Here is a 24,622-nt window from a genome sequence, read left to right as displayed (position 1 = left end):
ATGACGACCTGGCTTGCCGCGTTGAGGGAATTGCAGGATGCCGCCACCCCGGCGGTGCTGGTGACAGTGGCCGGGATCCAGGGATCGACGCCGCGCGAAGCCGGTGCGCGCATGGTCTATACCGCCGACCGGCAGTACGACACCATCGGCGGCGGCCACCTGGAATGGCGCGCGGCGCAGATCGCGCGCGCCATGCTGGAAGGCGACCCCGGCCAGTTGCCGGCCCAGCGCCGGCTGGAGCGTATCGCGCTCGGGCCGAGCCTGGGCCAGTGCTGCGGCGGGGTGGTGTTCCTCAGTTTCGAACGGGTCGAGCCGGCCACCGCGGGCGTGTGGAAGGCGTTGCAGGCGCAATGGCGCAATGGCGTCGATATCTGGCGCGCCTTGCCGCTGGACAATGCCGGCCCGCTGCGATTGCTTGAAACCGGCGGCGCGGCCTGCGGCCTCGACGAGCCGGACAACGACGGCTTGCGCGCCATGCTGACTGGCGACGTGCGCCAGACCTGCGTCACGCGCGATGCCCATGGCCGTCGCTGGCTGCTCGACCTGTGCCGCGCGCACCAGCCGCAAGTGGTGCTGTTCGGCGCCGGCCATGTTGGCACGGCCATCGTCAAGGTACTGTCCAACCTGCCCTGCCGCGTACTGTGGGTGGATGAACGCGAAGACATGTTCCCCGCCGGCCTGCCGCCGCAAGTCACGGTGGAAGCCACCGATGTGCCCAATGCCGCAGTCGACATGGCCGAGCCGGGTGCGTATTATCTCGTCATGACCCACAGCCACGCCCTCGACCAGCAACTGACCGAACGCATCCTGAAAAGGGACGACATCGGCTGGTTCGGCCTGATCGGCTCCCATACCAAGCGCAAGCAGTTCGAACACCGCCTGGCCGAGCGCGGCATCACGCAAGAGCAGTTGAACCGCATGACCTGCCCCATCGGCATTCCCGGCATCTACGGCAAGGAACCGGCCAGCATCGCCATCGCGGTGACGGCCCAGCTGATGCAATTGTGGGAGCTGCGCTTTACGCAGGCCCGCAACAAATTCCCTCCGGCATTGGCCACACACGCGCTGGACGGCAGAGGCTGAGGAACACCCTGCCGTCACCCTGAGGCTCCCTCCGGACAAGACGATCGCACCATGCCGGCCCCCTGCCGGAGCCTCGCTACGATTCCGCTTTAACCCATCAGGAAGGCGTTGCTGCGTCTGCGCCATCCAGTATGATGACCATTGAATCGATGCCGCCGGCGCGCTTTCCTTCCCCGCGCGCGGCGGCCAGTATTGAGGACACGCCATGAGCACATCCATGCAAGCCTACCGCGCCAGCCTGCTGCATTTCACCAACGATCCCGCCTTTGACGAACGCGCCACCCAGTGGCATGCCGACGGCCTGCTGCTGGTGGAAGACGGCAAGGTCAAGGCGGCCGGCGACTATGCCCGGCTGATCGCATCGGTCCCCGCCGGCACGCAGGTGCAGGACCACCGCGGCAAGATCATCTGCCCCGGCTTCATCGACACCCACATCCATTATCCGCAGACCGACATCATCGGCTCGCCGGCGCCGGGCCTGCTGCCCTGGCTGGACAATTACACCTTCCCGGCCGAGCGCCGCTTCGAGGACGGCGGGCATGCCGCCGAGGTGGCCGACTTCTTCCTGGCCGAGCTGCTGCGCAACGGCACCACCAGCGCGGCGGTGTATTGCACCGTGCATCCGCAGTCGGTGGACGCCTTCTTCGAAGCCAGCCACGCGCGCAACCTGCGCATGGTGGCCGGCAAGTGCCTGATGGACCGCAACGCGCCCGACTTCCTGCGCGACACCGCGCAAACCGGCGTGCGCGAGAGCGAAGAGCTGATCAAGCGCTGGCACAACAAGGGGCGCCAGCACTACGCCATCACGGTGCGCTTCGCGCCGACCTCGACGCACGAGCAGATGAAACTGGCCGGCGAGCTGGCGGCGCAGTATCCGGATGCCTACATCCAGACCCACGTGGCGGAAAATACCGATGAAGTGAAATGGGTAAAGGAGCTGTATCCCGACGCCCGCAGCTATCTGGACGTGTACGACCAGTACGGCCTGATGCGCCGGCGCGCGCTGTATGCGCATTGCATCTGGCTGGACGACCAGGACCGCGCGCGCATGGCGGCCACGCAATCGGCCGCCACGGTGTGCCCGACTTCCAACCTGTTCCTGGGCAGCGGCCTGTTCGACTTCGTGAATGCAGACAAGGCGCGCGTGCCGCTGTCGCTGGCCACCGATGTGGGCGGCGGCACCAGCTTTTCGATGCTGCAGACCATGAACGAGCTGTACAAGGTCGGCCGCATGGGCGGCACCTACCTGCCGGCGCAGCGCATGTTCTATCTGGCCACGCTGGGCGGCGCCCGCGCACTGCAGTTGGAAGGCACCATCGGCAACTTCGCGCCCGGTTGCGATGCCGATTTCATCCTGCTCGATCCGCGCGCCACGCCTTTGCTGGCGCGCCGCAGCGCCAACACCGACAGCCTGGAGGAACAGCTGTTCGCGCTGGCCATCCTGGGCGACGACCGTGCCATCGCCGCGACCTACTCGGCGGGCCGGCTGGCGCACCAGCGTTAAGTTTGATGCCGCAAAAAGCAAGCCCGGCATCTCGACGATGCCGGGCTTGTTCTGTGATGCCTTGAAGGCATGACCGCTCAGCGCGGCTGGTACAGATACACGAAGGCCTCCACCGCGCGCTCAGCCGAAGCCTGCAACTGGTCGGCCGGCAGCTCGGTCACGACATTGAGCATGCGCACATCCATCCATTCGGACTCCACCAGCGAGCGAAACTGCAGGGCCGCGATCCAGGCATCGCCCTGGTGCAGCTTGCCTTCGTCCATCTTCCGCTTGAGGAATTCCGCAATGCGCGTCCAGCCGCGCTTGGGGCCGCGCTCGTAGAGCATGGGACCGAGGTCGGACTTGCCGGCGTAATACATGGCCAGGCGCTTGACCGCGATCACCTCCGGCTTGAGCACGATATCGAGGTAGTGCCGCGCCAGGCGCAGCAAGCCCTGGCGCACGTCGTCCTCGTCGTTCAAGGCGCTGAAGGCTTGCTCGAACTGGCAGCCGACCTGCTTGAGCATCACCTCGACGAAGATCTCTTCCTTCGAGCTGAAGTAGTTGTACAGCGTGGCCTTGGAGCCGCCGATGCGGGCCGAGATCTCCGCCATCGAGGCGCCCTCGAAACCGATCTCGTTGAACACTTGCGCGGCGACATCGATCATCGCCTGGCGGCGTTCTTCACTTTTCTTGCGCATGCCTTTTCCTGGGTTGCGTAGTTGCCGCCGGCTTGCCCACCTTCTGGCAAGCTTTCAATTCTTTACACTTTTCGTGCCAATCCGGAATTATAGGCGCAGATGAACGACAAAGACGCCGAATTCAACGACAAAAACCGGGCGTAGCAAAAACATCATAGATGCGAGCAATTTTTCGCAATTCCTCTTGACGCATCTGAAATTCAAATACTATACTGAACTGTACAGTTTAAAAACATCGTTGTCATCCACATCCATGAACACTTCAGACACCCCCGCCCTTGGCACGGCGACGCCAGGCTTTGCTGTCGCCGCGCCGGCCGGACGCCGCCTGCACCGCACCGCGCTGGCTTCGGCCGCCGCCCTGCTGGCGCTGACGCTGGCCGGTTGCGCTTCCTTCACCGACCTTGGCCCGCGCGCCGAGCCCAAGGCCATCGACAGTTATCAAAGCGGCCAGATGCTGGCCAGCGCCACGCCGCAGGCGGCGTGGCCGGCCGACCAATGGTGGCGCGCCTATGGCGACGACCAGTTGGATGCGCTGATCGGCGAGGCGCTGCAAGGCGCTCCCTCGATGGCGGTCGCCAAGGCGCGCCTGCTCAAGGCCGAAGGCTCGGCGCAGCAACAAGGCGCGGCCCTGTATCCGGACATCAGCGCCAACGCCTCGCTGGATCACATGAAGCAGTCCTACAACAATGGCGTCCCGCCCGCCTTCGTGCCCAAGGACTACAACAACGAAACCAAAGCCACGCTAGACTTCAGCTACGAGATCGACTTCTGGGGCAAGAACCGCGCCGCGCTGGCGGCCGCCACCTCCGAGCTGGAAGCGGCCCGCGCCGACGCCGCCCAGGCCCGCATCACGCTGGGCACCTCGATCGCCTCGGCCTATGCCGAGCTGGAGCATCTCTATGCCCAGCGCGACACCAACGAAGCGGCCCTGAAGGTGCGCGTCGAATCGCTCGACCTGTTCAACCAGCGCTACGCCAACGGCCTGGAAACGCTGGGCTCGGTCAAGCAGATGGAAGCGCGCCGCGCCATGGCCGAAGCCGACCTCAAGGCCACCGACGAATCGATCGCGCTCCAGCGCAACAAGCTGGCCGCGCTGGCCGGCGCCGGCCCCGACCGCGGCCTGCTGCTGGTGCGCCCGAAGGTGGACCTGAGCAAGCCGTTCCAACTGCCGGACCAGATCCCCCTCAACCTGCTGGGCCGCCGCCCCGACATCGTGGCCGCGCGCCTGCGCGCCGAAGCCGCCGGCAAGCAGATCAAGGTGGCGCGTGCCGCCTTCTACCCCAACGTCAACCTGAAGGCCTACTTCGGCTTCCAGTCGCTGGGCATCGACATGCTGACCAGCCGCGGCTCCGACATCGGCAGCATCGGCCCGGCCATCTCGCTGCCGATCTTCAACGGCGGCCGCCTGCGCGGCCAGTTCCGCTCGGCCAGCGCCAGCTATGACGAAGCCGTGGCCAATTACGACCAGGCCGTCACGCAAGCGCTGCAAGACGTGGCCGATGCCACCGTCAGCGAAAAAGCGCTGGCCGGACGGCTCGAAAAAGTCCAGCTCGCCGCCGATGCCGCCGAACAGGCCTACCGCATCGTCAGCAACCGCTACAACGGCGGCCTGGCCAATTACCTGGATGTGCTCAACGCGCAGGACACGCTGATCACCAACCTGCGCGAACTCTCCAACCTGCGCTCGCGCATGTTCAGCCTCGACGTTGCGCTGGTGCGCGCGCTGGGCGGCGGCTACAGCGGCAGCACCAACAGCGGCGACAGCAGCACATCCCACACGACAGACACGCAAGCGAAAGGTTAATCATCATGTCCCACAGCGACTCCCAGGCAACCCAAACCATGGCGGCCGATGACGCCGCCAAGCAACGCGCCGATGCTGCCGCCACAGCCGCGGCAGCGCAAAAGCGCAAGAAGCTCTTTTCCATCTTCGGCGGCGTGATTGCCATCGCCGGCATCGGTTACGGCGCCTACTGGTACCTGATCGGCTCGCGCTACGTCGAGACCGACAACGCCTACACCGCCACCGAGATCTCGGTGCTCACGCCGGCCATCAACGGCATCGTGGCCGACGTCAAGGTGGTCGACACGCAAACCGTCAAGAAGGGCGATGTGCTGGTCGCCATCGACGACGCCGACGCCAGGCTCGCGCTGGCCCAGGCCGAAGCGGATCTGGACCGCACCGAACGCCGCGTCAAGGGCTTCTTCGCCAACGATGCCGGCCTGGCCGCGCAGGTGCTGGCGCGCGAAGCCGAACAAAAGCGCGCCGCCGCCCAACTGCTGTCGGCGCAGGCCGACATGAAGCGCGCCGAAATCGACCTGCAACGCCGCGAAGCGCTGGCCAAGTCGGGTTCGGTGTCCGGCGAGGAACTCTCCAACGCGCGCACCGCGCTGTTGAACGCCCAGGCCAGCCTGAAGGCGGCCGAAGCCAGTGAAGTGCAGTCGCGCGCCAACACCCGGGCGACCCTCGGCGCGCAACAGGCCAGCACCGTGCTGACCGCCGACACCACCGTCGACAACAACCCCGAAGTGCTGCTGGCGCGCGCCAAGCGCGACCAGGCCCGGCTGGACCTGGAGCGCACCGTATTGCGCGCCCCGGTGGACGGGGTAGTGGCGCGCCGCCAGGTGCAGGTCGGCCAGCGCGTGCAGACCGGCGCCAACCTGCTGTCGGTGGTGCCGCTGCAGCAGATGCACGTGGACGCCAACTTCAAGGAAGGCCAGTTGACCAAGGTCAAGATCGGCCAGCCGGTCACCATGAAGGCGGACATCTACGGCGGCTCGGTCGAATACCACGGCGTGGTGACCGGCCTGTCCGGCGGCACCGGTTCGGCCTTCGCGGTGATCCCGGCGCAGAACGCCACCGGCAACTGGATCAAGGTGGTGCAGCGCCTGCCGGTGCGCATCTCGATCGATCCCAAGGAGCTGGCGCAGCGTCCGCTGTCGGTAGGCCTGTCGATGGTGGTCGAGATCGACACCCGCGGACAGATCCAGGCCGGCGATACCGTCCCCAAGACCGCGCAGAACGCGAACGGCCGGGCCGCCGCGCTGTAAGCGGCGCGTGACAAGACAAGAAGAGGTTTTCCATGTCATCCACTGTTAGCGCAGATGCGGCGTCGCTGCCTGCGCCCAGGCCGACGCCAGTGCCGGGCCTGTTCGAAGCGCCGCTGACCGGCGGCAGGCTGGTCGGCGCCGGCATCCTGCTGGCGGCGGCCAATTTCATCGCGGTGCTCGACACCACCATCGCCAACGTCTCGGTCTCCACCATTTCCGGCGCGCTAGGCGCCTCCACCAGCCAGGGCACCTACGTCATCACCTCGTACGCGGTGGCCGAGGCCATCACGGTGCCCTTGACCGGCTGGCTGGCCAACCGCTTCGGCACGGTGCGCGTCTTCATCCTGTCGATGGTGATGTTCGGCCTGTTCTCGGCGCTGTGCGGCCTGGCCAATTCGCTGGGCATGCTGATCGCCTTCCGCGTGCTGCAAGGCCTGGCCGGCGGCCCGCTGATGCCGCTTTCGCAAACCCTGCTGCTGCGCATCTTCCCCAAGGAAAAGGCGCCCGCCGCCATCGGGCTGTGGGCCATGACCACGCTGGTGGCGCCGATCGCCGGCCCGATCCTGGGCGGCGTGCTGTGCGACCAGTACAGCTGGCCCTACATCTTCTGGATCAACGTGCCGGTGGCGCTGGTATGCGGCTATATCGGCTGGCGCATGCTCAAGCGCTATGAAACCACCACCGCCAAGCTGCCGATCGACCGCATCGGCCTGGTCCTGATGGTGGTGTGGGTCGCCGCGTTGCAGCTGATGCTGGACGAAGGCAAGGAAAAGGACTGGTTCGCCTCCACCGAGATCGTGCTGCTGGCGGTGGTGGCGGTGGTGTTCTTCATCGCCTTCCTGATCTGGGAATTGACCGAAAGGAACCCCATCGTCGACCTGCGGGTATTCCGCCACCGCGGCTTCACCGCCAGCGTGACCACCATCTGCCTGGCCTTCGGCGCCTTCTTCGGCTCGGTGGTGCTCACGCCCCTGTGGCTGCAGGGCTACATGGGCTACACGGCGACCTGGTCGGGCTGCGTCTCGGCGCTGACCGGCATCCTGGCGGTGATGACCGCGCCCCTGGTGGCCAAGATGTCGACCACCGTGGACGCCCGCAAGCTGGTCTGCATCGGCGTGGTATGGCTGGGGCTGATGACCTTCGTGCGGGCCTTCAACACCACCGACATGTCGATGTTCCAGATCGGCTGGCCGCTGTTCCTGCAAGGCATCGGGCTGCCGCTGTTCTTCGTGCCGCTGACCGGCCTGGCGCTGTCCTCGGTCAACCCGGAGGAAACCGCCTCGGCGGCCGGCCTGATGAGCTTCTGCCGCACCATGGCAGGCGCCATCGCCACTTCCATCGTCAATACCAGCTGGGAGAACGACGCCACTTACTTCCACGCCGAGCTGTCCGGCCTGGTGGACCGGATGGGCGATGCCGTCAATACGATGGCCGCCTCCGGCATGTCGGCCGAACAGGCGACCGCCTCGCTGGCGCAGACGGTGCAGAACCAGGCCATCATGCTGGCCACCAACCACATCTTCATGATGGCCGCGATCTCGTTCTCGCTGGCCGCCATGGCGGTCTGGCTGGCGCCCAGGCCGACCCGCGTGGCCGATACCTCGTCGGCGCACTGATTTTTACCGGTCCCCTACAGCCCGGGGTCTCTCCCCTTCTCCGGGCTGGGCAGGCGGTTGCGCAAGCGGCCGCCTGTTTTTTTTGCCTCATTGCCTCGCCGCCTTCACTTACTGGATCGATCAAACTGCGACGATGATGCCGGGAACCTTGGCACGGCGCGCAAGCTGCACCACGATCTCGACACGTTGATCCAACGACACCAGCGCCTGCATCAGCCGCTCCAGTGAAATGTTCTGGAGCTTGTAGCGACGTATCTGCGACACCTTGGGCTGAGTCATGCCAGTGAGCGCCGCCGCCTCCATCTGGCTCAGCCGGCGCTGTTCGATCAACTGATTAAATTTAAGGGCAAGCGCGGCCTTCGCCGACAGTTCTTCGGCATCCTCGAAACCAAGATCCTGCAACACGTTGTCGGTGCCTTTTGGATTGTCTTCATGTGTCATCATGCTCTCCCGCTCGCCCTGTAACGTGCGAGCACTGCCTTCAGCCGTTTTTCGATCAGTTCCACATCCGGCTGCGGCGTAGCAATTCCGGATTTGGATTTCTTCTGGAACGCATGCAACACATGCACTGCGTCTCCTACCCGCACGGTATAGACCGCGCGAAAAGTGTCGCCCCGATAGTCCTCCACCAGTTCGTACACCCCCGAACCCAGCCCCTTCCAAGGCTTGGCCGACTCCGGCGTGCCGCCCGATTGAACGATGAACAAGGCCACACCCATGTCTTTTTGTACATCAATCGGAAATGCCTTGAAATCCTTTTTCGATGCCCCTTCCCAGTATAGGAGTTTGCGTTGTTGCGACATCATAATATATCCGTTCAAGTATATTTTGCAAACTTGAGAATGAGGAAAACATCCTTGTCACCGACTGACAGCAACACTATTTCCCATAGACGACCTCCCGGATTCGAATCCGCCCATTTTTCAAGTCTTTGCAAAATACTTTCGCCTGATGTCGTATCACTACCAGGCATAGCAATGAACTCGGGAAACTCTCCGGATATTCGGAGCAGCCCTACCCATTTGATCCCTTTTCACGTCCTTTCCCCATCAGCGCTGAATTCGCCCCACGCCCGGCTTGGCTACCCCGCCCCATTACGCGTACAATCCCCTCTCATGCATGCGGACCCAGGTCCGCATTTTTGATTTATGGCATGCCCGGCACGAGCCATCCGCCAGCGCCCGGCCAGCCTTTCCTGTCGCCGGCCGTGGACTTTTCCTGCGCCACGGCGCGTGCGGCAGACGCAATCCCTGACACGCAATACCCGAGCTTCGGGTTCTGAACCAATCGCCTGATGACCAAAGACCTCGCCGCCCATACGCCGATGATGCAGCAATACCTGCGCATCAAGGCCGACCATCCGCAGACCCTGCTGTTCTACCGGATGGGCGACTTCTATGAACTGTTTTTCGACGACGCCGAGAAAGCCTCGCGCCTGATGGGCGTGACGCTGACCCAGCGCGGCTCGTCCAACGGCACGCCGATCAAGATGGCCGGCGTGCCCTTCCACTCCGTCGAGCAATACCTGGCGCGCCTGATCAAGCTGGGCGAGTCGGTGGCGATCTGCGAGCAGATCGGCGACCCGGCCACCAGCAAGGGACCGGTCGAGCGCAAGGTGGTGCGGGTAGTCACCCCCGGCACGCTGACCGACTCCGACCTGTTGCCGGAAAAGGCCGAACGCTGCCTGCTGGCGATGCAGATCGCCGCCGGCCGGCCGCGCAAGCAAGTGCAGGTCGGCCTGTCGTGGCTGTCGATGGCCAGCGGCGCATTGAAGCTGATGGAGTTCACGGTCGATGCCAATGTGCTCGAAACCCGCATCAGGCAGGAACTGGAACGCATCTCCCCGGCCGAGATCCTGATTGCCGACAGCCAGCTGGAACAATGCGAACCGCTGTTGCCCAATCGCGCCGTGACGGTGCCCGACTGGCATTTCGACCAGCCCAGCAGCGAGAAGGCCTTGCTGGAGCAATTGTCGGTGGCGACGCTGGACGGCTTCGGCGCGCAAGGCCTGAGCACGGCCATCGGCGCGGCCGGCGCGCTGCTGCGTTACGCACAGTCGACGCAAGGCCGCGGCCTGCAGCATGTGCGCGCGCTCACGGTCGAATCGGAAAACGAATTCATCGGACTGGACGCGGCCACCCGCCGCAACCTCGAACTGACCGAGACCATCCGCGCCCAGGATGCCAATGCGCTGGCGCCGACGCTGTTCTCCACGCTCGACCATTGCCGCACCGCGATGGGTTCGCGCCTGTTGCGCCATTGGCTGCACCATGCGCTGCGCGACCAAGACGTGGCGCGCGCGCGCCACGCCGCCATCAATGCGCTGATGCGCACCGATGCCTGCTCGGGCCTGTCGGCCACGCTGGCGGCGGTGCCCGATATCGAACGCATCACTACCCGCATCGCCCTGCTGTCGGCGCGCCCGCGCGACCTGGCGGGCTTGCGCGCCGGCCTGCAGCAGCTTGGCTCGCTGCGCGCCTATGTCGACATGTGCGCGCGCGACGCCGATGCGCCGCTGCTCAGGCAACTGCATGAAGCGCTGGCCACGCCGGTGGAATGCCTGGATCTGCTGGAACGCGCCATCATGCTGGAACCGGCCGCGCTGGTGCGCGACGGCGGCGTGATCGCGCGCGGCTTTGATGCCGAGCTGGACGAGTTGCGCGGCCTGTCGGAAAACGCCGGCCAGTACCTGCTGGACCTGGAAGCGCGCGAACGCGCGCGCACCGGCATCGCCAACCTGCGCGTGGAATACAACAAGGTGCACGGCTTCTACATCGAAGTCACCAACGGCCAGAGCGACAAGGTGCCGGACGATTACCGCCGCCGCCAGACGCTCAAGAACGCCGAGCGCTACATCATCCCCGAGCTCAAGGCCTTCGAGGACAAGGCGCTGTCGGCGCAGGAACGCTCGCTGTCGCGCGAGAAATTCCTGTACGAAAAATTGCTGAACGACATGGCGCCGCATATCGTCACGCTGCAGGCCATCGCCCACGCGCTGGCCCAGCTCGACACGCTGGTGGCGCTGGCCGACCACGCCGCGCGCAACAACTGGTGCGCGCCGCAACTGGTGGCCGAACCCTGCATCCAGATCGAACAGGGCCGCCATCCGGTGGTGGAAAACCAGATCGAGCGCTTCATCGCCAACGATTGCCAGTTGGCGGCCGAACGCAAGCTGCTCTTGATCACCGGCCCCAACATGGGCGGTAAATCCACCTTCATGCGCCAGGTGGCGCTGATCACGCTGCTGGCCTACGTGGGCAGCTTCGTGCCGGCAACCAGCGCCGCCATCGGCCCGATCGACCGTATCTTCACCCGCATCGGCGCGGCCGACGACCTGGCCGGCGGCCGCTCGACCTTCATGGTGGAAATGACCGAATCGGCCGCCATCCTCAACAACGCCAGCGAGCATTCGCTGGTGCTGATGGATGAAGTCGGGCGCGGCACCTCGACCTTCGACGGCCTGGCGCTGGCCTGGGCCATCGCCAGGCACCTGATCGACGTGACCCGCAGCTTCACGCTGTTCGCCACCCACTATTTCGAGCTGACGCAGTTGCCTGAAATCCACCCGAGCGCCGCCAACGTGCACTTGTCGGCAGTGGAACACAAGGACAGCATCGTGTTCCTGCATGCGGTGCAAAGCGGCCCGGCTTCGCAGAGCTACGGCTTGCAGGTGGCGCAACTGGCCGGCGTGCCGGCGCCGGTGATCCGCGCCGCGCGCAAGCACCTCTCGGCGCTGGAAAGCCAGTCGGTGCAGCCGACGCCGCAATTCGACCTGTTCAGTACCCAGCAATTCATCGAACGCGACGAAGAACCGCTGCATGCTGCCGCGCTGGAGACGGATGGCGCCAGCGCCGAACCAGCGCCGCCCGTCGCAGTCGAACCGGATCCGCAGGCGCAAGCCGTACTCCAGTCGCTGGAGCAAATCGACCCCGATACGCTGACCCCGCGCCAGGCGCTCGATGCGCTATACAAGCTGAAGGAACTGAGCCGGAACAACTGACCTCGTGGCTTGACCGCAGGCCGCAACCGATGCTGACCGATGCCGAACCGACCATGACACGCCTGCTGCTGACCGCCCTGCTCGCCGTTGCCGCCGCCATGCCGGCACGGCCGGTATCGGCGGCGCCGCAAGACTTCGCCTTCGGCATGATCAGCCATGCGTTTGCCGGCGGCGGCGGAGAAGCGGCGCTGCGCCAGGCCATCGCCGAAACCGATGCCGACAACCTGGCGTTCGTCGTGGTCAACGGCATCAAGTCCTCCGCCGAGCCCTGCGACGATGCCCTGTATGGCCAACGACGCGACATTCTTTCGCATGCGCAAAATGGCGTGATCGTGTCGCTGGCCGCCAGCGACTGGATTGCCTGCCGCGACCGTGCGCAACGCTCCGACGCCATCGAGCGCCTGGCGCGCGTGCGCGAGCAGTTCTATTCCGGGGAGTTCTCTTTCGGCGCCAGCAAGCTGCCGCTGCTGCGCCAGTCGCTCACGGCCAAGTTCCGCAGCTATGCCGAGAATTCGCGCTGGGAAGTCGGCAATGTCCTGTTCGCCACCGTCAACCTCCCGGCCGGCAACAACCATTTCCTGCTCGACGGCGGGCGCAACAACGAGTTCGAAGACCGCCTGATCGCCAACCGCAACTGGCTGCAGCACCTGTTCGCCTTCGCGGCCCTGAAAAAATCGGCCGCCATCGTGTTCTTTACCGATGGCAATCCTTTCGGCTCGCCGCCGAAGCGTTCCTTTTTCCGCACCCAGCGCGACGGTTTCGCCGAGATGCGCCGCACTTTCTCCGACCTGGCCGGCAAGTACCGGGGGCGGGTGCTGGTCGTGCATGGCGAAGCCGCCAAGGGCAAGGGGCCGCCGCATATCCTGTGGAGCGGCAACCTGGGCAGCGTAGGCGCGGGCGAGCGCTGGCTGAAGATCGTGGTGGACGACCATCTTCCGCAATTGTTTGCGGTGGCCGATGCCGATGGCGAGCGGCGCTGAATTCGCCTCTTGCCGGCAGGTTGCCGGGCCCTGAAAGCAAAACGCCCGCAGCCGATGCTGCGGGCGTTTCCATTTGAATCCGAAGCAGGCCGGCGGCCGGATCAGTTCAGCGGGTGGCTGCGGAAATGGTCGCCGTCTTCGGCCGCATCGTCGCCGTGATGGTGATGATGGCCGTGCGGTCCGTGCACGTGGCCGTGGGCGATTTCCTCGTCGGAGGCGGCGCGCACTTCGGTCACGGACAGTTCAAAGCGCAGCGCGATGCCGGCCAGCGGATGGTTGCCGTCCAGCACGGCCTTGCCGTCGGCCACTTCGGTGACGGTGAAGATGACCGATTCTTCGCTGTCGTCATCCGGCGAACCTTCGAACTGCATGCCGACTTCGGTCGGTTGCGGCAGGCGCGACAGCGGCTCGATCTTGACCAGGTTGGAGTCGTACTCGCCGAAGGCATCTTCCGGCTCGACCTGGATGGTGGTCTTGAAACCGGCTTCCTTGCCGTCCAGCGCTTCTTCGATCTTGGGCAGCGTGTTCTGGTAGCCGCCGTGCAGGTAAACCATCGGCTCGCGGCTTTCCTCGATCAGGTTGTTTTGCGCGTCCGACAATTTATAGTTCACGGAAACTACGGAGTTCTTTGCGATCTTCATCGTGTGGGGTCCTTTGCTAACGGTATTGGGTGCGGGAGCGGCCTGCCATGCTTTCAATGCCGCTTTCCGCGGCGCTTGCCGTTCATGGCCGGGCACAGTGGGGCCAAAGAGCGTTCCCCCTTGCCATTCCCGCGCGGCAAGGACTCTTCTTTAATCAAAGCGCGATTATACCCGCATCAAACTTCGTCGCCTTGGCGGCGTTTCAACGCGGCGCGCGCGCCTATAATGTCGCGATGAAAAAACTCGCCCTGCTCGGCGGCCTCACGCCCGCCCAATTCCTGCGTGACTACTGGCACAAGAAACCGTTGCTGATCCGCCAGGCCATTCCCGGCTTTGAGGCGCCGCTGCCGCGCGCCGAACTGTTCGACCTGGCCAGGCGCGACGACGTCGAATCGCGCCTGATCACGCACCGCGCCGCAGGCTGGGACATGCAGCACGGCCCCATCGACAAGCTGCCGGCGCTCAAGCAAAAGGCCTGGACGCTGCTGGTGCAAGGCGTCAACCTGCACCATGCGGCGGCCGATGCGCTGCTGCGCCAGTTCCGCTTCATCCCCGACGCGCGCCTGGACGACCTGATGATCAGCTACGCCAGCGACGGCGGCGGCGTCGGCCCGCACTTCGATTCCTACGACGTGTTCCTGTTGCAGGCTCATGGCCGGCGCCGCTGGCGCATCAGCGCGCAGGACGACCTGTCGCTGGAGGACGGGGTGCCGCTGAAAATACTGAGCAACTTCCAGCCGGAAGAAGAGTTCGTGCTGGAACCGGGCGACATGCTTTACCTGCCGCCGCATTACGCGCACGACGGCACGGCCGTCGGCGAATGCATGACATATTCCATCGGCTTTCGCGCGCCGGCCTACCAGGAACTGGGCGAGTCCTTCCTCGACTTCATGATGGACACCATCGACCTGCCCGGCCGCTATGCCGATCCGGATCTCAAGCCCAGCGCCAATCCGGCCGAACTGCCGGCCGACATGCTCGGCCGCATCCGCGACGAATTGAACAAGATCCGTTTCACCGACGACGACATCGCCATCTTCCTCGGCCAGCATTTGTCGGAGCCCAAACCCAGCGTGTTCTTCGATGCGCCGGCCGAGCAATTGTCCTTTGCTCGCTTTTACCAGGGCGCCAAAAAGCGCGGATTGGCATTGCACCGCAAATCGCAGATGCTCTATCGCGGCTCGAACGTGTTCATCAACGGCGAGTCGTTCCAGGTCGGGCGGGCCGACAAAGTCATTCTCGCCAAGCTGGCCAATCATCGCCGGCTGGAAAAATCGGAATTCGAAAACGCCTCGGAAGACCTGCTCGAAGCCTTGCATCAATGGCATGAAAGCGGGTGGCTGGAATTTTCTTGATTTGCTTCAAAATATCCCAAAAACACACGGGCCTGCCATTCGACGATCGGCGGAAAGCGGCCTGGATAAAGGCCTTCCGGCCACATGGATTCAATTGTAAGAACTTACAAATTCTTACGAAAAAGAATGATTTCGGTGTGATATCGAAAAAAAATAGCTATAATGACGGGCTGGAAAGTTTTCGTTGTCCGAGCAAGTTTCGGCAGTAAAAAGAAGCAAGAACCGAAACGAAACCGCGAGGTTTCCAAGTACGGCGAGAGCCTCCTGTAGAGCGATAATTACCGGTAATTATTCATCGCACAATTTTTAAATACTGAAGGAATATTCATGAAAAAGACTCTGTTGATCGCTTCGTTGTTGGCTGTTGCCCTGGCTGCTTGCGGCAAGAAGGAAGAAGCTCCTGCACCAGCACCTGCTGCTGAAGCTCCTGCTGCCGCTCCTGCCGCTGCTGAAGCTCCTGCTGCTGCACCTGCTGCTCCGGCCGCTGACGCTGCTGCTCCTGCTGCTGACGCCGCCAAGCCGGCTGACGCTGCTCCTGCTGCCGACGCTGCCAAGCCAGCTGAAGCCCCGGCAAAATAATCATCAGATTATTTTCAAAAAACCGGTCTCACGACCGGTTTTTTTTCGCCCGCGCCTCTCCCCCGCATCCCCTCTCCAACCTTCCTGCTGTTACGCGCACATCCCCATCGCGAACCGGGCGATATGCGAAAGCCCCCTGCGCCTCAATAGAACGGCCCTGGCGCGTTGACGGTCGGGCGGACACCCTTTTCACCACCGCTCCTGACAAAGCCCTTACAGACGCACCCAGGGCTGCCAATGCCCCTGCATTTTCTGCCGGCGCCAGTCCTTGCCCTTCCCTGGCCCATTTGATTTTTTACCTTCAGTACCTGCATGGACATTCCGGTCTTGCGCGCGGAGATGGAAAAGACATTGGATAGGCCCCGCGCGCAGGCGCAGAGGGCATCGAAATCGCAACAGAATGTTTCAGGGGCATGCCCGGCAAAGCTGACGGGAGGCTGACCTGCTCGCTTTTTCTTTACACGTCGCGCCAGCCGAAACCCTCGTCCTGGCAAGCGATGTCGATACCGCCGAAGCTGCCGCCAAGCACGCTCTCCAAGGCTGCGCGCGCCAGTGCAGGCGTGTTGTTCTGGCGGCTCAAGTGAGCGCCGACCACCTGTTTGAGGCGGCTCTTGTCGAGCAACTGCAGGATCTCGGCGCTGGTTTCATTGGCCAGGTGCCCGTACGCCCCGCCGATGCGGCGCTTGAGGAAAGCCGGGTAAGGGGAATTCTCCAGCATGGCGCGGTCGTGATTGCATTCGAGCAGAAGCGAATCGCAGGCGCCCAATGCCTGGATCATGTGGGACGTGGACTGCCCGGCGTCAGTCAATACGCCCAGGCGCCGGTCGCCGTCGCTTGCGATGTACTGGATCGGTTCGCGGGCGTCGTGCGGTACGGTGTAGGGGGTGAGTTCAAGGTCGCCGATGGCGACCTTCTGGCCATCGGCGCACAATTGGATGTCGACATCGGCGGCGTGATCCGCGATCGCCTGGTAGGTGCCGTAACTGAGCCAGACCGGAATGCGGTAGCGGCGCGCGAACTTGAAGACGCCGCTGACATGGTCGGAATGTTCGTGGGTCACCACGATGGCGGCAACATCCGAGGGATCGATGCCGATGCGCAGCATGCGCCTTTCGGTTTCGCGCAAAGCAAAGCCGCAGTCCAGCATCACGGTCGTCCCCGCATTGGGGCGATGTGAGCCGGCTGCGGCCGAAATCAGCAGCGCATTGCCTTCGCTGCCGCTACCGAGGCTCGCGAACTTCATGCGCGGCCCCGATAACCCATTGCCATTGCAGCGACTTACTTCAGCTGCTCGTTCAGCAGGCCGAGGATCTTGTCGGCAGTATCGGAGACCTCCGGCTTGCCTTCGCCGTTCTGAACCACGATGTTGCTGCTGTCGCCGCTGCCCTTGACCACGATACGGTACTTGGCGGCGGTCTTTTCCTTGTCCTTGGAGCTGGAGAAGATGCGCGAGAAGAAGCCCTGGTCCTTCTTGTCCTTGGCGTCCTGGTTCTGGTCGACATAGCGCACGAAATAGGTGCCCTGGGTGCGGTCGCGGTCTTCCACGGTGAAACCGACGCGGTCCAGCGCCAGGCCCACGCGGCGCCATGCGCGGTCGAAGCTTTCATCGACCTGGACGCTGGAACCGGCGGCGCTCTTCAACAGCCTGGAACGGGCCTGCAGCGACGGAGCATTGGCCACGGCGGCCTTGGCCTTGGTTTCTTCGGCGCCCAGGCGCACCATCAGGCGCGCCAGGAATTCAGCTTCCAGGCCCGGATCGGACGGACGCGCGGTCCATACCGAGGTTTCCTTGGCCGAGCCGGTCAGCACTTCCTCGGCGCCGCGGTGGCTGATGAAGATCTCGGTGGTGCCGTTGGGGCCGCGCTCCAGGCGGGTGCGGAACTTGTCGCGTTCGCCGGTCGAGTACAGCGAGTCGAATACCTTGCCCAGCGTGTTGCGCACGAAATCCTGCGGGATCTTGGCGCGGTTCTCGGCCCAGTCGGTTTCCATCACGCCGGTATCCGGCGATTCGATGTTGATCAGGAAGCCGCTGTCCTGCCAGAAGTCCTTGATCTGCGGCCACAGGACTTCGGGGGACTGCTTGACCACCAGCCAGCGCTGGGTGCCGTCGCGTTCGATGCGGATGTCGCTGCCGTTGGCCTGCGGCGCCACCGAGGCGACTTCAGCCGTTGGCTTGGTCTGTTGCTCCAGGGTATAGCCGGAAGCGGTAGCCACGCCCTTGTTGGCCTCGGGGATCGCATAGCGGTTGTCGCGCTGCAGCTGGGTCAGGTCGGGCGGGATTTCCAGACGCGGGCCGCGGGCCTTTTCCGCGCTCTTGTAATCGATACGATCGCCTTCGAGTATGCTGCCGACCGACGAGCATCCTGCGAGTGCCGCGAGAGCCAGTGCGACGACGATACTGCGTTGGGTAAGAGTGCTGTACGCGGTGCGGACTACAGGACGAACGTTCTTGCGATTAGTCATATCGTTACTATTGAAAGCGGGATCGTTTTTCGGAAGACGGCCAGAAAGGGCAGAAACAGCCAAGTCCGTTATTTTAATACACCCGACTCGCGCAAAGCCGCGCGCACGGTATCGTGGAAGCCGGCGCCCAGCGGCGCCAGCGGCAAGCGCATGCCGGAACCGATCAAACCCATCTCCTGCATGGCCCACTTCAGCGGCACCGGATTGGGTTCGACAAACAGCTTGTTATGCAGCGGCAGCAGCTTGTTGTTCAGTTCGACCGCGCGCGCGACGTTGCCGCCCATGGCGGCAACGCACAGTTCATGCATGTCGCGCGGCGCGATGTTGGCGGTGACCGAGATGTTGCCGGCGCCGCCGTACAGCATGAGCGCGATCGCAGTCGGGTCGTCGCCGGAATAGACGGCGAACGATTTCGGCGCCAGGCGGATCAGGTCGGTGCCGCGCCCGATATTGCCGGTGGCGTCCTTGACGCCGACGATACCCTTCACTTGCGCCAGGCGCAGGATGGTCTCGTTGCTCATATCGGCCACGGTGCGGCCGGGCACGTTGTACAGGATCACCGGCAGGTCGACCGATTCGGCGATCTTCTTGAAGTGAAGATACATGCCTTCCTGGGTCGGACGGTTGTAATAGGGAACGACCTGCAGCGAGGCATCGGCGCCGACCTTCTTGGCGAACTCGGTCAGCTCGATGGCCTCGGCCGTCGAGTTGCCGCCGGTGCCGGCGATGATGGGAATGCGTTTGGCAGTATGCTCCACCGCGACCTTGATCAGTTCGCAGTGTTCTTCCATCGAGACAGTGGGCGATTCGCCGGTAGTGCCGACGATGACGATGCTGTCGGTTCCCTCGGCGATGTGCCAGTCGATCAGTTTGCGCAGGCCGTCGAAATCGAGGCTGCCGTCCGGATGCATGGGAGTGACGATTGCAACAATGCTACCCTTGATCATGATGTGCGTACTTTTGAAGTATGGTCAGAAATAAAAGACCGATTGTAGCGGATAGAGGCCGGAATCGGTCAATTCGCGGGGCTGATAGATGAAAGCGGAAGTAAAAAAGCCTGATTCTCGGCAAGCTTTCCGGCATCCGGACAAAAGCTGCGCAGCCCCTGCCGCCGCGGCCTCAATACCCCAGCCCCATCGACTCGCGCACGTCGCGCATGGTGTCTTGCGCCAGTTTGCGCGCCTTTTCGCAGCCATCGGCCACGATCGCCCGCACCAGGGACGGGTCGTCCAGGTAAGGCTGCGCCCGTTCCAGCATCGGTTGCTGCTCTTGCAAGATGGCATCGATCACCGGCTGCTTGCATTCCAGGCAACCGATCCCGGCTGAACGGCACCCCTTGGCCGCCCATTCCTGCACCTCAGGCGCAGAATACACCATGTGGAATTGCCATACCGGGCATTTGTCCGGATCGCCGGCGTCGCTGCGGCGCACGCGTTGCGGGTCGGTCGGCATGGTGCGCACCTTTTTCGTGACCGATTCCTTGTCTTCGCGCAGGGCGATGGCATTGCCATAGCTCTTGGACATCTTGGCGCCGTCCAGCCCCGGCAGGCGCGACGCTTCCGTCAGCAGCGCCTGCGGCTCGGTCAGGATCAGCTTGCGGCTGCCTTCGAGGTAGCCGAACAGGCGCTCACGGTCGATCATCGACAGGTTCTGGGCATCGTCCAGCATCGCCTTGGCCTGCTCCAGCGCTTCCTCATCGCCCTTTTCCTGGAATTGCGTGCGCAGTTCCAGGTACAGCTTGGAGCGCTTGCCGCCCAGTTTCTTGACGGCTGCGCGAGCCTTCTCTTCGAAGCCCTTTTCCTTGCCGTACAGGTGGTTAAAGCGGCGCGCGATCTCGCGCATGATCTCGATATGCGGCACCTGGTCCTCGCCGACCGGCACCTGGCTGGCGCGGTAGATCAGCACATCGGCGGCCTGCAGCAATGGATAGCCGAGGAAGCCGTAGGTCGCCAGGTCGCGGTCGGACAGCTTTTCCTGCTGGTCCTTGTAGGTCGGCACGCGTTCCAGCCAGCCCAGCGGCGTGGCCATCGACAGCAGCAGGTGCAGCTCGGCATGCTCGGGCACGCGCGACTGGATGAACAGGGTCGACTGCGCGGGATCGACGCCGGCAGCGAGCCAGTCGATCACCATTTCCCAGGTGCTGGTTTCGATGACGGACGGATCGTCGTAGTGGGTGGTCAATGCATGCCAGTCCGCGACGAAGAACAGGCAAGGCAATTCGGATTGCAACCTCACCCAGTTCTTCAGGGCGCCGTGGTAGTGGCCCAGGTGCAGCGCGCCCGTGGGGCGCATGCCGGAGACAACGCGGTCAGGATACATGGCGGTGGCTGTGTTCTTGGCGGTGGCGGTTCAATGGAACAGGAAAGTGATCGGGTACGTGATCAGTTGCAGCAACAGGCTTGCGGCATACATGACCGGCGCCATCCACCAAGTGTAGATCACCTTGAGCAGCACCAGCGCCATCACGATGAAAAAGCCGTAGGGTTCGATCTGCGCGAACTTATACGCATATTTGTTCGGCAACAAGCTGGTCAGCACACGACCGCCGTCCAGCGGCGGGATCGGGAACAGGTTGAAGGCAAACATGACCAGGTTGGTCAGCACCCCGGCCTTGGCCATGAGCATGAAGAACTCTTCCTGCACGCCGCCCAGCGCCAGCCCGTAGATCACCAGCGTCCACAGCAGCGCCATCAGGAAATTGGCGCCCGGCCCGGCCAACGCGACCCATGCCATGTCGCGCTTGGGACGGCGCAAATGGCCGAAATTGATCGGTACCGGTTTGGCGTAGCCGAACAGGAAGGCGCCGCTGGTGGCGAAATACAGCAGTACCGGGATCAGGATGGTGCCGAAGGGGTCGATGTGCTTGAGCGGATTGAGGCTCATGCGCCCCATCGAATAAGCCGTGTTGTCGCCGAAAAACCTTGCCGCGTAGGCGTGCGCTGCCTCGTGCAGTGTAATGGCGAACAAAACGGGAAGCGCATACACCGCGACAGTCTGGATGAGATCGTTCATGGGCGGGGATTTTATCAGAGAGGCAAGAGCGGGCCGGGGAAATTCCAAAACTTCGGAACCCTGCCCTGGCGGAGCATTACAGACAGATGTTCAGGCAGCCTGCAAGCCGAAGATGCCGGCATCGCCCCGGCCCTGGCGCACCAGCACCACTTCGTTGTCGTCGGTCAGGTCGATCACCGTGGTGGGCTCCAGGCTGCAGGCGCCGCTGTCGATCACCAGTTCGATCTGCTTTTCCAGCCGGGCGCGGATGTCGTCGGCGTTGGTCAGCGGCAATTCGTCGTCCGGCAGGTTCAGGGTGGTGCCCAGCAGCGGCTGGCCCAGTTCTTCCAGCAGCATGTGGGCGATGCGGTTCTGCGGCACGCGCAGGCCGATGGTCTTGCGCGAAGGGTGGGACAGGCGGCGCGGCACTTCCTTGGTGGCTTCCAGGATGAAGGTGTAGGCGCCCGGCGTGGCCGCCTTGAGCAGGCGGTACTGGCGGTTGTCGACCTTGGCGTACTGGGAGATTTCAGACAAGTCGCGACACAGGAGCGTCAGGTGGTGCTTGTCGTCCACGCCGCGGATGCGGCGCACGCGTTCGACCGCGTCCTTGTTGTCCAGCTGGCAGACCAGCGCGTAGCAGGAATCGGTCGGCAAGGCGACCAGGCCTCCCTGATGGATGATCTGCGCCGCCTGCTTGATCAGGCGCAGTTGCGGATTGTCGGGATGGATTTCGAAAAACTGACTCATGACATCACTTCCAGTATCACTTCCAATGCATAGGCCATCGGCCATCGTCAAAAAATGCAAAACGGCGGTGTCGCCACCGCCGTTCCTGTCGTTCCGTTATGTTAACGCTGGCCGCGCAGGGCTGCGATACGCTGCTCCAGCGGCGGGTGCGTCGAAAACAGCTCCATGATACCCGGCTTGTCGCTGATGCCCATGGCCGCCATCGATTGCGGCAGGCCGTCGGGCGTGAAACCGCCCAGCCGCGCCAGTGCCTGGATCATCGGCTGCGGGCTGCCCAGGAGGCGCGCCGAGCCGGCATCGGCACGGAATTCGCGGTGGCGCGAAAACCAGGCCACGATGATCGAGGCGCCGATGCCGAACACGACCTGGCACACCATCACGGTCACCATATAGCCGATGCCGGGGCCGGAACTATCATTATTGCGGCGCAGGGCCGAGTCGACAAAATAGCCGACCACGCGCGAGAGGAAGACCACGAAGGTGTTCACCACGCCCTGGATCAGCGTCATGGTCACCATGTCGCCGTTGGCGATGTGGGCGACTTCGTGGCCCAGCACCGCCTCCACTTCATCCTTGGTCATGCCTTGCAAGAGCCCGGTGGACACCGCCACCAATGCCGAGTCGCGGAAGGCGCCGGTGGCAAAGGCATTGGGTTCGCCCTCGTATACCGCTACCTCGGGCATGCCGATGCCGGCGCGCTGGGCCAGCGTGCCAACGGTCTGCACCAGCCACACCTCGGTGCCGTTGGCCGGCGTTTCGATCACGCGCGCGCCGGTCGACCACTTGGCCATGGTCTTGCTCATCAACAGGGAAATGATCGACCCGGTAAAGCCGACCACCAGCGAAAACACCAGCAGCATCGGCAAGTTCAGGCCGGCCTGCGTGAGGAAACGGTCCACGCCCAGCAACGACAAGATGACGCTCATCACAACCAGCACGGCAATGTTGGTCGCAACAAACAGCAAGATTCGTTTCATTGGGAAAACTCCTATCTGGAAAGTGGTTATTAGATAGGATTCTAATACCGGAAATTCAAGAGCTTACAAATCCCAGTCATGCCATACCGGGGTCAACCCCTTGGGCAGCGGCGGCAACGCCCCCAAATCGACCCGCGATTCGCCCGGCCCGTGGAAATCGGAACCCATCGAGGCCAGGAAACCGTAACTGCGCGCTACCTGCGCATATTCCTCGTATTGCTCCGGGGTATGGCTGCCGGTATTGACTTCGATGGCGGCGCCGCCCAACTGCTTGAATTCGTCGAACAGCGCGCAGAATTGCGTCTGCGTGTACTGGTAGCGCCCCGGATGGGCGATCACCGCCACGCCGCCGGCGCCGCGGATCCAGTCCACCGATTCCTTCAGCGTGGCCCAGCGGTGCGGCACGTAGCCAGGCTTGCCTTCGGTGAGGTAATTGGCGAATACCTCCCGGGTATCGCCGCAGTGCCCGGCCTCGACCATGTAGCGCGCGAAGTGCGTGCGCGAGATCAGGTCGGGATTGCCGACGTGCCTGAGCGCGCCTTCGAAGGCGCCGCAAATGCCGACCTTTTCCAGCCCGCTTGCAATCTCGCGCGCACGGCGTTCACGGCCGTTGCGCGTGGCGTACAAGCCCTCGATCAGCGTCCGGTTGGTTTCATCGACCCGCAATCCCACGATATGCACCGTCTGGCCGGCCCAGGTGACCGAGATTTCCACGCCGGGGATGTAGCGCATGCCCAGCGCCTCGGCCGCCGCGCGCGCGCGCGCCACGCCGCCCAGTTCGTCATGGTCGGTCAGCGCCCAGACATCGACGCCGTTGGCTTTGGCGCGCGCCGCCACCTGTTCCGGCGACAGCAGGCCGTCGGAGACGTTGGAATGGCAATGCAGGTCGAACTTGAGTTGGGACATAAGCAATGAAGCGCGCTGAAATCCGGACGGGCCGCTTGTGGCGGCAGCCGGTCAGGCTGGCTGCAAAAACGGGATGTAAACGTTGTCCATTGTACTCCCCATCCGCCTCCCGCGCCGCCGCCGGCTCAGGCCGGCCGGGCCAGGAAGCGCTCGACCAGCGCCGCCAGCAGCTCGGGCTGGTCGTGGTGCAGCATATGGCCGGCGTCGCCGATCATCTCTACCTGCACCTTGGGAATGAAACCGATGCGGCGATCGATCTCGTCGCGCATCAGCGCATGCTGGCCGAAGAAGCGCCAGATATCGCTCTCCTTGGCCTCGACCCACAGCACCGGCGCCGTGATCTGGCTCCAGCAGGCCATCATTTCGTCGACACGGTACAGGATGGGGCTGACCTGCTTATGCGCCGGATCACCCAGGATCTGCCACAGGCCGGCCGCATCCTGCGCCGCCCAATGCGGCGCCAGAAAGGCGGCGCGCTCGTCGGACAGCCGCACATTGTTCTTTTGCAGCCGTGCGGCCACCTCTTGCAGCGAATCGTAGCCGCGCATGAGCGGCCGGTTGCGCACCTCGTCCATCCATTGCGCGAAGCGGCCCGGCGCCTGCTCTGCCCTGGCCGAAGGCAGGCCCAGGCCTTCCAGGTTGATCAGCCGGCGGATGCGTTGCGGCCGCACGCCGGCATACAGGGTGGCGACGTTGCCGCCCATGCTGTGGCCCAGCAGGTCGACGGCCTCTTCGGCCTCTGCGCCGGCATAGTGCGCCAGGATGGCATCGAGATCGGCCAGGTAATCGGGAAACCAGTAGGAGTCGGCATGGGTGCGCTCGGACAGGCCGAAGCCGCGCCAGTCGGGAGCGATCACATGCCAGTCGCCCTGCAGCGCATCGACCATGAACTGGAACGAGGCCGACACATCCATCCAGCCATGCAGCATGAAGAGCTTCGGCGCACCGGGGTCGCCCCAGTGGCGCACGTGGTAGCGCAGGCCGCGCACCTGCAGGAATTCCGATCGGGATGGCTTATCGTGGGCGCCGGGCTGGGTCATGGTCGT

22 protein-coding genes are annotated in these 24,622 nt (G+C 63.8%); 9 read left to right on the top strand and 13 right to left on the bottom strand.

All coding sequences use genetic code 11. From position 1 onward, the window contains the following. A complete protein-coding gene (xdhC, locus tag FB598_RS03850; protein ID WP_141913037.1) occupies nucleotides 1-1,083 on the top strand; it encodes a xanthine dehydrogenase accessory protein XdhC in 1,083 nt (360 codons plus the stop codon). Between the two features lie 205 nt (nucleotides 1,084-1,288). After that, complete coding sequence (guaD, locus tag FB598_RS03845; RefSeq protein WP_141913034.1) at nucleotides 1,289-2,587, top strand: guanine deaminase; 1,299 nt, start codon at nucleotides 1,289-1,291, stop codon at nucleotides 2,585-2,587. A 77-nt stretch (nucleotides 2,588-2,664) separates the two neighbouring features. Here the strand turns inward: guaD and FB598_RS03840 are convergent, their stop codons facing one another. Beyond that, nucleotides 2,665-3,267, bottom strand: a complete 603-nt coding sequence (locus FB598_RS03840; RefSeq protein ID WP_141913031.1) for a TetR/AcrR family transcriptional regulator — start codon at nucleotides 3,265-3,267, stop codon at nucleotides 2,665-2,667. A 253-nt stretch (nucleotides 3,268-3,520) separates the two neighbouring features. Between FB598_RS03840 and FB598_RS03835 the strand changes: the two genes are divergently transcribed. Genes FB598_RS03835 through FB598_RS03825 form a run of 3 tightly spaced genes read left to right on the top strand, consistent with a single transcriptional unit; the run spans nucleotide 3,521 to nucleotide 7,937 of the window. Further along, nucleotides 3,521-5,074, top strand: coding sequence for an efflux transporter outer membrane subunit (locus FB598_RS03835; protein ID WP_141913028.1), 1,554 nt, complete (start codon nucleotides 3,521-3,523; stop codon nucleotides 5,072-5,074). 5 nt (nucleotides 5,075-5,079) lie between these two features. Then, nucleotides 5,080-6,321: an HlyD family secretion protein gene (locus FB598_RS03830; protein ID WP_141913026.1), complete on the top strand. Its 1,242-nt coding sequence runs from the start codon at nucleotides 5,080-5,082 to the stop codon at nucleotides 6,319-6,321. A 32-nt stretch (nucleotides 6,322-6,353) separates the two neighbouring features. After that, entirely contained in the window at nucleotides 6,354-7,937 is a 1,584-nt protein-coding gene (locus tag FB598_RS03825; protein WP_183405804.1) for a DHA2 family efflux MFS transporter permease subunit, read from the top strand. A 120-nt stretch (nucleotides 7,938-8,057) separates the two neighbouring features. On the opposite strand, the gene FB598_RS03820 is transcribed toward FB598_RS03825, so the two are convergent. Next, a complete protein-coding gene (locus FB598_RS03820; RefSeq protein WP_141913345.1) occupies nucleotides 8,058-8,378 on the bottom strand; it encodes a helix-turn-helix domain-containing protein in 321 nt (106 codons plus the stop codon). After that, nucleotides 8,378-8,740: a type II toxin-antitoxin system RelE/ParE family toxin gene (locus FB598_RS03815; RefSeq protein WP_141913344.1), complete on the bottom strand. Its 363-nt coding sequence runs from the start codon at nucleotides 8,738-8,740 to the stop codon at nucleotides 8,378-8,380. Before FB598_RS03815 ends, FB598_RS03820 begins: the two co-directional genes overlap by 1 nt. Nucleotides 8,741-9,231: 491 nt before the next feature. On the opposite strand from FB598_RS03815, the gene mutS reads away from it, so the two are divergent. Together mutS and FB598_RS03805 are read left to right on the top strand one after the other, a co-directional pair. Beyond that, nucleotides 9,232-11,937, top strand: coding sequence for a DNA mismatch repair protein MutS (gene mutS, locus FB598_RS03810; protein ID WP_141913024.1), 2,706 nt, complete (start codon nucleotides 9,232-9,234; stop codon nucleotides 11,935-11,937). Nucleotides 11,938-11,966: 29 nt separating this feature from the next. Further along, nucleotides 11,967-12,917 (top strand): hypothetical protein, encoded by a 951-nt coding sequence (locus FB598_RS03805; protein ID WP_370454984.1) that lies wholly within the window; start codon nucleotides 11,967-11,969, stop codon nucleotides 12,915-12,917. Nucleotides 12,918-13,018: 101 nt separating this feature from the next. Here FB598_RS03805 and FB598_RS03800 read toward each other — a convergent pair whose 3' ends face one another. Then, nucleotides 13,019-13,558 carry a peptidylprolyl isomerase gene (locus FB598_RS03800; RefSeq protein WP_141913021.1) on the bottom strand — a complete coding sequence of 180 codons (540 nt, stop codon included), beginning with the start codon at nucleotides 13,556-13,558 and terminating at the stop codon, nucleotides 13,019-13,021. A gap of 233 nt (nucleotides 13,559-13,791) precedes the next feature. Between FB598_RS03800 and FB598_RS03795 the strand changes: the two genes are divergently transcribed. Together FB598_RS03795 and FB598_RS20860 are read left to right on the top strand one after the other, a co-directional pair. Beyond that, nucleotides 13,792-14,913: a cupin domain-containing protein gene (locus FB598_RS03795; RefSeq protein WP_141913019.1), complete on the top strand. Its 1,122-nt coding sequence runs from the start codon at nucleotides 13,792-13,794 to the stop codon at nucleotides 14,911-14,913. A gap of 327 nt (nucleotides 14,914-15,240) precedes the next feature. Further along, nucleotides 15,241-15,492 carry a hypothetical protein gene (locus FB598_RS20860; RefSeq protein WP_141913017.1) on the top strand — a complete coding sequence of 84 codons (252 nt, stop codon included), beginning with the start codon at nucleotides 15,241-15,243 and terminating at the stop codon, nucleotides 15,490-15,492. A gap of 457 nt (nucleotides 15,493-15,949) precedes the next feature. Here the strand turns inward: FB598_RS20860 and FB598_RS03785 are convergent, their stop codons facing one another. The 9 genes from FB598_RS03785 to FB598_RS03745 form a co-directional block, all read right to left on the bottom strand. Next, nucleotides 15,950-16,735, bottom strand: coding sequence for an MBL fold metallo-hydrolase (locus FB598_RS03785; protein ID WP_141913015.1), 786 nt, complete (start codon nucleotides 16,733-16,735; stop codon nucleotides 15,950-15,952). A 35-nt stretch (nucleotides 16,736-16,770) separates the two neighbouring features. Continuing rightward, nucleotides 16,771-17,955, bottom strand: a complete 1,185-nt coding sequence (gene bamC, locus FB598_RS03780; protein ID WP_141913012.1) for an outer membrane protein assembly factor BamC — start codon at nucleotides 17,953-17,955, stop codon at nucleotides 16,771-16,773. 68 nt (nucleotides 17,956-18,023) lie between these two features. Further along, nucleotides 18,024-18,902 (bottom strand): 4-hydroxy-tetrahydrodipicolinate synthase, encoded by an 879-nt coding sequence (gene dapA, locus FB598_RS03775; RefSeq protein ID WP_141913009.1) that lies wholly within the window; start codon nucleotides 18,900-18,902, stop codon nucleotides 18,024-18,026. A 172-nt stretch (nucleotides 18,903-19,074) separates the two neighbouring features. Beyond that, nucleotides 19,075-20,274, bottom strand: coding sequence for a tryptophan--tRNA ligase (locus FB598_RS03770; protein WP_141913006.1), 1,200 nt, complete (start codon nucleotides 20,272-20,274; stop codon nucleotides 19,075-19,077). A gap of 30 nt (nucleotides 20,275-20,304) precedes the next feature. Further along, entirely contained in the window at nucleotides 20,305-20,967 is a 663-nt protein-coding gene (locus tag FB598_RS03765) for a site-2 protease family protein (protein WP_141913003.1), read from the bottom strand. A gap of 90 nt (nucleotides 20,968-21,057) precedes the next feature. Next, nucleotides 21,058-21,693 (bottom strand): L-threonylcarbamoyladenylate synthase, encoded by a 636-nt coding sequence (locus FB598_RS03760; protein WP_141913000.1) that lies wholly within the window; start codon nucleotides 21,691-21,693, stop codon nucleotides 21,058-21,060. A 101-nt stretch (nucleotides 21,694-21,794) separates the two neighbouring features. Then, nucleotides 21,795-22,670, bottom strand: a complete 876-nt coding sequence (gene htpX / locus FB598_RS03755) for a protease HtpX (protein ID WP_141912998.1) — start codon at nucleotides 22,668-22,670, stop codon at nucleotides 21,795-21,797. A 63-nt stretch (nucleotides 22,671-22,733) separates the two neighbouring features. After that, nucleotides 22,734-23,576, bottom strand: a complete 843-nt coding sequence (locus tag FB598_RS03750) for a 3',5'-nucleoside bisphosphate phosphatase (RefSeq protein WP_141912996.1) — start codon at nucleotides 23,574-23,576, stop codon at nucleotides 22,734-22,736. 125 nt (nucleotides 23,577-23,701) lie between these two features. Then, on the bottom strand, nucleotides 23,702-24,616 hold the full coding sequence (locus FB598_RS03745; protein ID WP_141912994.1) for an alpha/beta fold hydrolase: 915 nt from the start codon (nucleotides 24,614-24,616) through the stop codon (nucleotides 23,702-23,704). Between the last annotated feature and the right edge of the window lie 6 nt (nucleotides 24,617-24,622).

The organism is Herbaspirillum sp. SJZ106, from assembly GCF_006715495.1.
In the GTDB taxonomy this organism is placed as follows: Bacteria; Pseudomonadota; Gammaproteobacteria; order Burkholderiales; family Burkholderiaceae_D; genus Herbaspirillum.
Note: the sequence above shows the minus strand (reverse complement) of the source record. Positions and strands in the feature narration are given on the sequence as shown.